The 13,720-nt window shown below is 37.4% G+C and carries 4 protein-coding genes; 1 reads left to right on the top strand and 3 read right to left on the bottom strand.

The features are described 5' to 3' along the window. From BM289_RS25250 to BM289_RS25240, 3 genes are all read right to left on the bottom strand, one after another. Nucleotides 1–2,269 (bottom strand): DUF7507 domain-containing protein (locus BM289_RS25250; protein WP_143102132.1); only part of this gene is annotated, 2,269 nt, incomplete at its 3' end. 123 nt (nucleotides 2,270–2,392) lie between these two features. Next, nucleotides 2,393–7,408: a tandem-95 repeat protein gene (locus tag BM289_RS25245; protein WP_091499405.1), complete on the bottom strand. Its 5,016-nt coding sequence runs from the start codon at nucleotides 7,406–7,408 to the stop codon at nucleotides 2,393–2,395. A gap of 409 nt (nucleotides 7,409–7,817) precedes the next feature. Beyond that, complete coding sequence (locus tag BM289_RS25240; protein WP_091499402.1) at nucleotides 7,818–8,300, bottom strand: regulatory protein RecX; 483 nt, start codon at nucleotides 8,298–8,300, stop codon at nucleotides 7,818–7,820. 281 nt (nucleotides 8,301–8,581) lie between these two features. Here BM289_RS25240 and BM289_RS25235 point away from each other — a divergent pair. After that, nucleotides 8,582–13,720: beta strand repeat-containing protein (locus BM289_RS25235; RefSeq protein WP_143102131.1), on the top strand; the 5,139-nt coding region annotated here is incomplete at its 3' end.

Here is a 13,720-nt window from a genome sequence, read left to right as displayed (position 1 = left end):
CATTGCCGACATCGATATTCCCCATGCTGTTAACCGCAACGAAATCGTCGTTGTAGTGATATAACCCGTCAGGACCTTTAACCGGAAGATTTACGTGCGCCCAGAAATACAATGTCCCAACACCTGAATTATCGGCTAAAAACTGAGCCGAATTTATGGAAGAAGGATACGGATTTCCAACCAGGTTCCATTTCCCTTGGGCAACAGTTACATTGATGTCCCCGTTATTAGGAACACCCGTGAATATCGCTGTAAAATCTTCTCTGTCTGTTATCGGGAAAGTCTGTGGAGCCCTGATGCTGTAGCCGTAGCCGGTAAGCATTGCTTTATTTCCGTTATAAATGATTTCCCAGGTTGATGCCGTACCGCTGGTGTTAAGATGGAAATATTTATCGAATAAAGTCAGTGGAGACAAATTGTACATTTGAAAACCTGCTTTTTCAACCGGCATTGACCAATAGGTTGCATCGTAACGGCGTACAGAAGTTTTTCTTTCATAGACTATTTCCCCCACGTTCGCCACATTGTCTTTCTGTTTCAGACTCGCTCCGTTTTTAAAAACCAGTTTACCGTTTGATGTTACTGCTTTGGTAATGTTTAAAGTTACTCCAGCTGGAACGATAAGGTCTGGGTCTGATGCGCCATTTGGAACATTAATCGTAAGTGAACAGGCATCAATATTTGCAGCCAAAGGGTTACCAGCTGTAGAATTTATAATTACACTTTTAGAGCTGGTAGGCGGTCCATTTGACCAGATTGAACCGTTCCATGTAGTTGTAGAATCATCACCAATAGCTGTAGCAGCTGTCACAGGTGAATTGCAACCTCCGACGCTTACTCTAAAAGAATAAGAACCAACAGTTAAATTAGGTACTGTAAAAGTAGATCCTGTACCATTGTAAGTAGTAGACGCATGTCCTGTTTGAGTTATCTGCCAAGTTCCTGACGCGGGAAGGTTGGTTAAATCGATACTGCCTAAGCTGGGGCAAGTAACATTATGCACAGCATTGATTGTTGGTGGTGCCAGCAAAATAGTTGTAGTTGGTAAATTGTTATTATAGTCGTTACCTGAAATATCTGTAACAGTATTCAATGCTGGATCTGTTCCAGTTACTGTGGCTGAATTTGTTATTCTTCCCGCAGCAACATCATTGGCTGTAATGGTGTAAGTTGCATTTATCGTTGCGGTTTCGCCTACTGCCAAACTTGAAATGTGATTACTTGCGAATGTTACTCCGGGCATAGGATCCGAAACGCTGATATCGGTAATAGGAACTTCCCCGGTATTTTTGATGTCAAAATTATACGTAATAACGTCGCCAGCTTTACCACATGAGGATAATGTCGCTTTTTTGATCATACTTAATTCGGCAAGTTTTAGAGATTTGGTATTTACAGCAATAAAAGCACAGTCTGAGTTTCCGGAAAAAACTACAACAAAACGATCGACTTGAGCAGCATTTGTGCTGTTGATTCCAAAAGAACTGGTTTCTATACCAAGCATTCTAATTTCGCGATTATCTGCGGCGACAAAAGCCGGAGCGCCATTGCTGGCTCTAAACAAATCTAAACTATAGGTTCCAATTACTGTTACAGAACCAAAATTTACAGAGATTTCATTACCTACAGTATGGCCAGAAGCATCAACAAACTTAAAAACGTCAGCAGTTCCTCCAGTAGCTGCAACTTGGGTAATTAGTATGTCTGGAATATCATCATTTATTCCTGTTAAGTTTAAATTGTTTGTTCCAATTTTAAACTCTGCCATACCAGGTGCAATGTTTGCGATACCAGTTCCTAAACTTAATCCATTAGCACCATCAGTAAGTCTAGCGGCAAGTTCTGCGCCAGAAGCACTGCTTCCTGCCATAGCGGGAGTCAAAATTCTATTAGTAGCTGATTCATCAATCATTGAGCCTTGTAGAAAATAGGTGTCTACAGTAAAACCTAAAGATTGAATTTTTAAAGCTCTATAACGGTGCGCGTCAAAAGAAACGCTGTTGGCAGTTAATTTAGCATCATCTACACCCGTGGAGAATGTTTTTCCTCTCCATTCAAAAGCTAACAAGTTATTTTCTCTGTCTGGACGATTATTAGCTGCTGTCGCTGCATTTGAAGTCCAATATCCTGTTCCATTTCTGTTCCAGTCGGTATGGATTCGGGTTATAGTATTGCTTTGACCTGTAATTTTTAGAGATATTAAAAAAAGAAGAATGCTAATTTTTTTTAATAATAAAGAACGAAAATTCAATGGCTTTTTTGTGCTCATGAAGTTTTTACGGTTAAGATTGGTTAATAATGGGGTTGTTTTTGGGTATGCTTTTTAAAATATTTAATTATGAAAAAATCCGACAGTGATTAGATGCCGGATTTATATTTACTATTATATAGATTAGTTAAAAATGATTTTTTTGGTAACTACTGCACCATTTTCTAGAATAACTTTTACCAATAAAACTTGATTGCTAGATTGTAAGTTTGAAATCTGTAAATCATTAGAATCAATTTTATTGTTAGTGTAAAGCGACTGTCCTCCTATGTTATAAATCTGTACTTCACTGATATTTTGGACAGCAGAATTTACGTTTATGGTTTTAGATTTAACAGAAACCAATACACCATCCTCGCCATTTTCAAAGTCGTCAACTCCTAATGTCTTATTAGTATAACGCATTACAAAACGACTGTTGAATGTTCCTGCTGCAGATGTAAACGTGTAATCTGCAAGACGAAGGTTAGTTATTTTTCCAGTTGTTTTGTCTTCTAAATAAATATCCTGTCCGTTATTGAAAATTCCATCTGCATGATCAATTGAAATTGTGTAATCACCTTGTTTTGAAACCATGTATCCAAATGTAACGACGTCGGCATTATTAAAAGGAAGTGTGCGTCCCTGAATCACTAATTTTTTAGATGAATTAATACTGTAAAAATCTACCAAAGTGTTTGCTGACATTGATACAGCATCGAAATCTGCATCCAGTGTATTCGTTGCCCCAGTTGCGTATCCTACCAGAATTTGTTTGAAAACATCTTTTTTATCGGATATGTTCAGCCAGATGCGGTGTCTTTCAATATCTGACGCAGCTGTTTTAAAGAATTGGGTATTGTTGCCTTTTTCACGCTGCCCGTTATTATAGACTATTGTATTTGTCGGCGGTTTTATGATGAAACCCTGAGCTGTTCCAATGTACCCATCAAAAGTAATTCCATTGCCTACCTCGGTGTTTCCTAGGCTGTTAACTGCTACGAAATCATCGTTGTAATGATATAATCCGTCAGCACCCTTCTGTGGAAGATTTGTGTGAGCCCAGAAATACAATGTTCCAACCCCTGAATTATCTGCTAAAAACTGAGCTGCGTATATGGCAGAAGGATAAGGATTTCCGATCAGGTTCCATTTCCCTTGAGCAACATTGATATTGATATCACCGTTATTAGGGGTGCCTTTAAATACTGCTTTAAATTCCTCTCTATCTGTTATCGAGAATGTCTGTGGAGCCCTGATGCTATAGCCGAAACCGGTAAGCATTTCCTTTTTTCCGTTGTAAATAATTTCCCAAGCTGATGCAGTACCGCTGGTATTAAGATGGAAATATTTATCGAATAAAGTCAACGGAGATAAATCGTACATTTCAAAACCCGTTTTTTCAACCGGCATTGACCAGTAGGTTGCATCATAACGACGCATTAAAGTCTTTCTCTGAATTTCGAAAGAGTCTGCATCGCCTGAAAACATATTTTTACTAGTAGAAGTTTGCAATAATGATCCGCCACTTTCTATTAGCAACTTTCCTCCAGTTTTTACTTTAATATCTTCATCAACTGTTAGCGTAACACCTTCTTTTACTGTTAATTTAGCATTTTCATTAACTGTACAAGAACAAACAGTAAGGTCTGAGGTTAATGTTACATTTGAATTGATTTCTATTCCAGAGCCTGGGGTTGGAGTTCCTGTTCCATCATAAACAGTTGGGACTGGTACAAAATTTACAGCTATATTAGCATTTCCGCCTCTTTCTCCTAAACGAATTTCAACTTCCGAAGCTGAATTTAACACATAAATCCCAACATTGCTTAAAGCTGTAGTGTAACCATTTTGAAGATAAATTTGTTGACCATTAAGATAAATTTCTCCAACATCATCACATTTAGCTAACTGAATTTGATAACGTCCGCATGGAAATCCTTTACGTTTATAAGTAACAGTAAAATCATCATCGCTGATTGGTGCCCCTTGCCATCCTGAATAAGCAGAAGGTGATCTTGACGAGTTCCAGTAAGTCTCTGAATTTACATTGGTAAGAGGATCTTCATACATTCCTGCGTATGAATTAGCAGGAATATTCACTTTCGTGTTTGTTCCGTTACCTGTAATGTTAAGAGTAGTAAAACAATAAACATTCCATTTCTTATCACCAAATGGAAGCGCAGGATTACCTTTTATAGGCGCATAAGAGAATGATACTCTTGATGATCCAGCATTTTCATAATATTCTAAAAGAAAAGTATGTGTTCCTACGGTCAAATTATGTAGTGCAGCATATTTTGCATAACTATTACTTCCTCCCCATCCAGTAGTAAGTCCTGTAACTAAACTTCCGTCAATATATAATCTTACACCATCATCAGCTCCAATTGTAAAATTGTAGATTTCTTCGGTAGTGATATTAACCTGCATGTAGTAACGAACTAAGAAATAGTTGCTTGGAACTGTACCGCAAAAGTTATTTGGCTCAGCGGTTGAATCTCCTGTAATAGTGCCTTCCCCAACGTTTCGATCAAAATTTGCTTTTTCAGCTACAGAACCAACATAAGTAGTTGTTGCCGGTGTACCACCGTTTGCAAAGGTGTATACATATCCTTTCCAGTAATTAATTCCTGGAGTTGAAGAAGCTATGCAAGGTGGAGCCGTTACCGTAACAAATACAGCCGCTGAAGAATATGTACTTCCGTTTGAAAGCGTATATACAAATGAAGTTTCTCCCACAAAGCCATTAGCAGGTGTAAAAATTATGTTTTCACCGCTCACAGTTGCAGTTCCATTTGTTGATTGAGTCGATATAACAATTGGCTGTAAAGGAAGATTACCACGAATATCATTGTCCAAAACAGGAATGGTTACCGCCTGATTAGCAACTGTTGTTGCGGTATCATAGTTTGCAGTCAGTGTATTAATATCAGATACAATTCCTTCTATTGTTGGTCCTAATTCTCCTCCATTGTCATGAATTAGATGATAATCCGTATAACCTGTGGTATTATCATATACATAAAGACGGATATAAACAGATTGATTTTGAGTAGCTACCACTCCAGCTGGGAAGTTTGCACTGACAGTTGTTTGGGTATCAAGAACTGCATTGGTTTCAGTGATAAGTGCAATTCCATTTCCTGGGAATGATGAATCTGTGGAGTATCTCACTTGATACTTTTTTGGTCCTGAATCACCGTTAGAAGGGGAACTGTAAGTAAATTTAAATTTAGTTAAATCTAATTTATAACCTGCTTTAGGTGCTACACTTACTTGAACATATTTAGAATAGTCGAGAGTCGCTGGAATATTGTTAACTCTAAATTCACCATATTCGTTTGGGCCAAATGACATACCAGTTGCAGAGATGTTTGAAGCAGTAACATTGGTGTCCGAAACTGCAGCAATTGGCTGTTGCGATAATCCATTCCAAATTACAAGACTTGGAGTAAATTCCTCAACATTTACAAACACAGTAGCTGTAGACGATTTTGTCGAATTGGAAATTGTGTAAGTAAAAAATGTTGCTCCAGTAAAATTATTTCCAGGATTGAAAGTAAAACTTCTATCAGGATTTATAGATACTGTTCCTTGTCCAGATACTGGCTGTGTAACAGATACATTTGTAATAGCACTTGTTCCTGCAGTATCATTATTTAAAGCGTTTATTGTAATAGATCTGTTTTTCTTAGTGCTTACATTGTCGTCATTTGCATTTATATCGCTGGCATCGTAGTTTAAAACAGTTCCTGTAATGGTTGGCACCGTATTTCCATTTGCAGTTACTATCGTATGTGAGTTTGCTAAAAAGATAGGAGCTCCTAAATTGCCATAAACCTTTAATTTATACCCATAAATTCTAATAGTTAAGGTTTCGCCGGCTGTTAATGTAAGATTGGCCAAACTTAGAGATTTGTTCACTTTTCCTGTAGTAGTGGCTTCATCTAAAAGTAAATAGCTTGTTGCAAAATTGTCTTTAGAATAACGCACCTGATATCTTTGCACATCTACTTGTGATTCTCCATTATAAGTAAAATTGAAAGCATTTAGTTTCAGTTTATAACCTGTTTTTGCTGTAGCCGAAACCTGAAAATATCTATCGTCATCTTTGGCAAAATTAGTAGTCCATCCTGTTCCTTTAAAACCTTCATAATCGATAGGTACCACAGTTGATTTTGATCCCGAAACTAAATCATTTCCAGTAATTGCAGCAGGATTACTAACAGTTGCTGTAGCTGTAGTCGTTCCTTTCCATTCCACAAGAGGATTAATACTTGGTGCTGTTACAGTTACATTAACAGTAGCTGTTGAAGTATTTGTGCCATCACCGATTGTATAAGTAAAAGATGTTGTTCCTGTAAATCCTGGAGTTGGAGTAAATTTAATTGTTCTATCTGAATTTACAACCGCAGTTCCATTTGCTGATGGAGTGGCAATTGTTACTGAAGAAATTGGATTTGTTGCTTGAAGATCATTTGCTAGAACATTAACAACAGTAAAGTTGTTCTGAACACTTGTTGCAGTATCATTATTAGCTGTCAAAGTTGGATTGTTAACAGAAACAGTACCTCGTATTGTCGGGAGATTATAAGTTCCACCTTCATATGTTTTTGAATTTACTAATCCCCATCTTGAATCTTGCCAATAAATATTTCCGACGTCATATCCATAAAAGCGTATATAAAGAGTTTCCTCTGGTAATAAAGTTACTCCAGTAGGAAAATTAATTGAGACATTGTTTTTTCCGCTTATTGAAGGATTTTGATTATCTAATAATAATGTTCCGTTTGAAGGAAATGATGAATTTTTTGAATATCTCACTTGATATTTTCGACACCCTTGTTCTCCATCATAAGGAAAGTAGGCGTATTTTAAAGATGATAAATCAATCTTATAACCAGCTTGTGCCTTAATGGAAATTTGGATGTATTTTGAAGGGTCAATTGAAGTCCCTCCTGGCCAATGTGAACCAGAAAAACCTACGTAATCTATGATTTGTAGATTGCTTCCAGTCATAGGTGAAGATGCAACTTGTGACGTAGAAGCTAAGACATGCGCATTAAAATTGTCACCATTGTCCCAAGTGACCAAATCTGTTTGGGAAAATCCCAAAAAAGGCAATAAAAATAAAATTAAAAGTAGAGTTTTTTTCATACTAGATCTTTTTCTATCAGTTTGTTATGCTGGCATAATAATTACTGCCCGCGCAAATATATACACATCTACGAGCGAGAAATAGTTGAAGTTTTTAGAATGGGTATTTTTTCGATGATATGTTAAAATACTCGACGAACTACATTAAAAATTTTAATGTTCGCTAAATATTCTTATAAAATGTTAAAAAAATATATAAGAATAATCGTAAATTTTAACATTTTTGAGGATGTTTTTTTGAGATTTTAGACTAAAAAACGTCGTGTTTGATGTAAATTCTTCAAAAAAGGAATATTTTACAACCAAAAGTTGTTTGAGGTTCTGTAAGGAATTTATAGTGGTTTTTTAGCCGATAAAAATGATTTTGAAGGAGTTAACACTAACTCCTTTTTGAAGTAAAAGTGATAATCTAGTTTTGTTCTAATTCTAGAACTTTTTCGTAAACCAAATTACTTTCGTAACCTCTTCGGAGGATATAGTCGCAAAACTTTTTGCGCTTTTTTAAGAGGTTGGTTTCAGTCAAATTGTTCCAAGTTTTTTCTGTTAGGCGTTCAAAAGTTTCAAAATATTCTTCTGGAGCGATTTCTTTTAAAGCCAAAGTGATGTTTGTCGATGAAATGTGTCTCGCTTTTAATTCGTTTGTAATTCTAATCTTACCCCATTGTTTGATTCGGTGTTTGCCTCGGGCAAAACTGCATGCAAAACGGGTTTCATTAAGAAAATTCCCCTCTATCAGCTGAACTATGATGGTATCAATTTCATCAGAAGTCATTTTTAGGCTACGCAATTTTTCCAAAACTTCGTCATGACAGCGCTCTTGATAGGCACAAAAATGCTCTAATTTTTGTAAAGCTTCTTTGATGGTGAAAGTGTCTTTCGTCGGTTTTTTCATGCGTTTTAACGATTAAATGCAATAGTAGTCAATTAGTTATAAAATAATTCTAAAATTTGTTAAAATATTATAAAAAGAAATAAATTATAACCTTGTGTATTAGGCTAATTTAGATATTTTTGTACGAGAATTTAACATTTTTACAATTTTGCTGAAATTCAGAATTTTAACACTTTAGATTCGAGTTAAAAACCAAAGACCCCAATACTTCGTATGTAAGAAATATTGTCTTTTTTGCTTTTTAGCAGCCAAAAACAAATTTAAACAAATACCTACTGAATATGATGAGAAAACTACTTTACTCGTTTTTATTTTTTATTTTTTTACATACTGCTGGGTTTGGGCAGGTTTTGTGGAATAACAATATTGATGGTAATAATCCAGGTAATACAAGTCCATATACAACGGGACAGATAGTTGCTCCAGGTATTACTGTTTCGGGAATTTCGCGATCAACACTTTCTGGTACAAGTTTAGTGGCGGCAAATGGTAATGACAGATTTAATGCATCAGGATGGAGTGGAACTACAGGTGCAAATAATATTGTTTTAAATAATTATTTTGAGTTCACGTTAACTCCTAGTGCTGGAAATTCAATAAACTTTGTAAGTCTCGTATATAGTGCTCAAACTGGAGGAAGTGGATCGAGTGTTACAAATTTTGCCGTAAGATCAAGTATTGATGGGTATGTCGCTAATATTGCAACTCCAGGATCTTCAGGAGGAACAATTTCATTATCCGGAACTTCATATCAAGGTATTACAAGTTCGATAACTTTTAGAGTTTATGCTTGGGGAGGAAGTGGAACAAGGCAATATAGTATTAATGATTTTACATTTACTGGTACAGTTTGTTTTCCAACGACTACTACACCGGCTACGATCTGCCAAGGTGGTTCAGGGACTTTAACAGCTTCGTCAAGTGGAGTAACTACATCAAATACATTTTCGGGGTCTTGGAATGGAGCTACTGATCCAACTGCTAATATGCCTGCAGGTGGTATGGTAAATTCTACGACTTGTTCATTTGATGGAACAGTATCAAGAAATTATAATTCCATTAATTTTACTGTGAACACAACAGGAAATTATACCTTCAAAATGACAGATACCAATTCTTATGATGGAATGGCATATATATATACAGCCGGTCTTACACCAGGGACTTGCTCAGCGGGTTGGGTTGTAGGCTCAGATGATGATGGGGCCGCGCAAACTGAGCCGAGATTAACAGCAACTTTAACAGCTGGTGTTGTTTATACGTTAATTTCTACGACATGGGCAACAGTTACAGGAACGTATTCAGGTAATTATACATGGACCGTAACACCTCCAGCAGGTGGGCAGGTTACTTTATCACCAATTTTATGGTATAACTCCGGAGGAACATTGATTGGAGGAGGTTCTCCTTTTAATCCAGTTGGAGTAACAGGTGGATTGTCAGATACCAATACAATTGGAACAACTACTTTTTATGCTTCTTCAGGAAATGCATCATGTACGAGAACACCAGCAACTTTTACAATTAATGGTAACAATACTCCAATTTCTCAGATTGGATCTACGTATTCATTTTGTGTTGATTCAAATAATACACAGACAACAGCAAATATAAGTGCTGGTCAGTACGCATTGTTAAATGTTATTCAAGGATATACTTATACATTTCAAGTTGGAGATATTTTTTCAGGTAATAATGAAAAAATAAATATTTTGAATGCGACAACAGATGCAGATGTTTCACCTGCAGCAACCAATACTGGTAGTGCTGGAGCTACCATTACTAATTGGGTTGCACCATATTCAGGACAGGTAAAGGTTGTTGTATCTACAGGAAGTTGTTCTAATAATGGAATTACGGGAACTGGAGGGTTAACTCTTTCTTTAATTTCTGTTGGAAATACTTTAGACGACCAGACATTAGCTGGGACAACTGATAATACTTGGAGAGGACACATTTATAATTGGACAAGTGCTACTACGCCTCCTGGTGGTACTTCACCTACTTCTGTAACTACAACAACTCCTTTTAGTGGGGCAGAATATGTAGGTTACTATAATGAACCAGGAGAATCTATTACTCAAAATTTTGGAGGTAATGATGTTTGTTTTCCAGTTCTTTCGGGTGGAGCTCAGAGAGGTTCTATTCGTACAGAACAATTTGCAGTACGTTACAGGATGAGATCAACAAAAACCGGCTGTTATATGGTTACGGTAAGAGGTGATGATGGTGTTAGATTGTATGTTGACGGTGTAAGGGTTGTTAACCAATGGCAGGAACAATCGGCTACAACTTATTCAAATGTATTTGTTAATCTTACGGGAAGCAGTGTCCTTGTACTTGATTATTATGAAAACGGAGGAAGTAACGTAGTAGAATTTAGTATGACACCTTTTAATGCCAGTTCTAATACAATAACTGCACCAGCAACGACTACTGTTTGTAGCGGTACTACTCCTGGCCTAATAGACGGATCTTCTTATCAATATAATGGTACTACAGTAAATCCTACTGTAAGATTTCAATGGGAATCTTCATCAAGTGCTACGGGACCATGGTCAAACGTTACTACTGGTACAGGAATGACTAGTGAAGATTATACTCCAGCTGCTATCACAGGTAATGCGACTCAAAATATTACTTATTATAGAAGAACTGTAACTTCAGCTACGAGTGCATCGTGTTCGTACAGCAGCGATCCAATTTCTATTACGACAAATCCAGCAGCAACTTTAACTAGGTCAGGTGGTGCTGCATCGCAGACAGTTTGTTCAGGATCTGCAATTACAAATATTATTTATACCTTTGGAGGAGGCGCTACTAGTGCAAGCGTCACTAATCTTCCAGCAGGTTTGACTTCAAGTATAAGTGGAAATGCATTGACAATTAGTGGGACGCCAACAGCAGGTGGAACTTACACTGTTACAACAACAGGACAAGCATCTCCGTGTACTGCTACTACCGCAAATGGTACAATTACAGTAAATCCAGCGGCTACTTTGGTATTAACAAGTGGAACAGCATCACCTACAGTTTGTCCAGGAACAGCAATAACAAACATAGTATATACTTTTGGTGGAGGAGCAACAGGCGTAAATGTCACAGGTCTTCCAGCTGGTTTGACTTCAAATGTAAGCGGAAGTACAGTTACAATAAGTGGTACTCCTACAGCAGGAGGAACTTACAGTGTTGCTACTACAGGGCAGACAACGCCATGTACTGCTGCCAGTTTAGGTGGAACAGTAACTATTAATCCTGTTCACACTATAACATCTGGAGCGAATCGAAGTGTTTGTCAAAACAATAACATGACGAATATAACGATGACTTTAGGAGGAGGAGCTACTGGAGCAACTGTTACAGGATTGCCTGCGGGAGTTATATATTCAGTTAGTGGAACTATTTTAACAATTAGTGGAACACCAACAGTTACAGGTCAATTTACTTATAATGTTACAACAACGGGAAATTCTTGTGCAGTGGCAACTACGAGCGGGACTATAAACGTTGGAGTTGGAAATAATACCATTTCATATACAAATGGTACATCAGGATCGGTTTGTGGATTCGCATCAGAAAATGGAACCGTAAATTTTGTTGCTCCATCTGGTACTTATTTTAATACTGTTCGATTTGCTAGTTATGGTTTGCCAGATGGTAATTGTGGTGCATATTCTATTGGAAGTTGCCATTCTAATACGAGTCAGTCAGCAACAGAAACGCGTCTTTTAGGAAATTCTAATACCGTTTCTTTCTTAGCAAGTAATGGAGTTTTCGGAGATCCATGTGTTGGCACTGTTAAAAACTATAAAGGATATGCGTCTTATTCTATGCCAATATGTGCAGGAACAACACCTGGTACTATAACAGGAAGTGATCCAATTGGAGGTAGTACCTATAGTTATGAGTGGCAGAGTAGTACATCGGCAACTGGGACTTTTACTCCTATTGCAAGTAGTAATACTAAAGATTATACGCCTGGGATTTTGACAGCATCAACTTATTACCGTAGAGTAGTTACTTCTAATGGATGTACAAGTATATCACCTGTTCTTTTAATAAAAGTTAATCAACTGCCAACAATAGCCTCTGCAACAACAGCATCCACCATTTGTTATGGAACAACAAGTAGTGCTTTGGCTTATACAGGAACAACTGAAACGCCTACAACTTACAGCATTACTTGGAACGCTTCGCCTGCAAATACTTTTTTACCTGTTACGGATGCTTCATTAACAACAAGTCCTATTTCGATAACAATTCCGTCCACTGCAGTTGCAAATACTTATACAGGAACAATAACCGTGAAAAATGCAAATGGGTGCGTCTCTACGGGAAATAGTTTTACTTTAACTGTTCGTCCTCAATTTACGGCAGGAGCGATCCAAACAACTGGAGAAACAATTTGTTCTGGACAGAATCCTTCTCAAATTGGAAGTACTACAGCTGCAAGCGGTGGTGACGGAGTAATTACTTATCAATGGCTGGCAGATGGAGTTAATATAACAGGTGCAAATAGCGCTACATATACACCTCCAGCAGGATTAACCACAACAACCACATATACGAGATCGGCACATGATGGAACTTGTAATACCGGTTCGACATTATCAACAGGAAGTTGGACTGTTACGGTACATCCATTACAAACAGCCCCATCAACAACTATAACCCATGTAAACTGTTTAGCACAAGGAAAAGTAATTTTAGGAAATTTGCCTTCTTCTGGTGCTTATCAAATTAATCAGACAGGTCATGCATCAGCAACAATAAATGTTACAAGTTCTACGGGAACAACTTATGAAGTAACAGGTTTATCCGCGGGAACTTATTATTTTACAATTCAAACTGGTACTACTTGCGCATCAGCACAAACAGAGGTTATTATTACAGATCAATCTTCAACAACATGGAACGGATCAGGCTGGTCAAATGGACCTCCTGCCAGCTCTAAAAGTGTAATTATAAATTCTGCACTTGGTAACCCTTTGGCAGCAAATATTGATGCCTGCTCGCTTACGATCAATGTTCCAAATGGCGCATCAGATCCAGACCTTATTGTTCCATCTGGAGTAACTTTGAATGTTACCAATATAGTGACGTCAAACGGCAAACTGGTTTTTAAAAGCGGAGCGAGTCTGAAACAGAAAGACAATGTGGCGAACGTGGGGGAAATAGTCTATGAAAGAAAAACTTCTGTACGCCGTTACGATGCAACCTATTGGTCAATGCCGGTTGAAAAAGCAGGTTTTCAAATGTACAATTTGTCTCCGCTGACTTTATTCGATAAATATTTCCATCTTAACACCAGCGGTACGGCATCAGCCTGGGAAATCATTTATAACGGAAATAAAGCAATGCTTACCGGCTACGGCTACAGCATCAGGGCTCCACAGACTTTCCCGATAACAGACAGAGAA

Origin of the sequence: Flavobacterium phragmitis (assembly GCF_900112575.1) — a bacterium.
In the GTDB taxonomy this organism is placed as follows: domain Bacteria; phylum Bacteroidota; class Bacteroidia; order Flavobacteriales; family Flavobacteriaceae; genus Flavobacterium; species Flavobacterium phragmitis.
The sequence above is the reverse complement of the archived record's forward strand: the minus strand, read 5'-3'. Positions and strand labels throughout refer to the sequence as shown.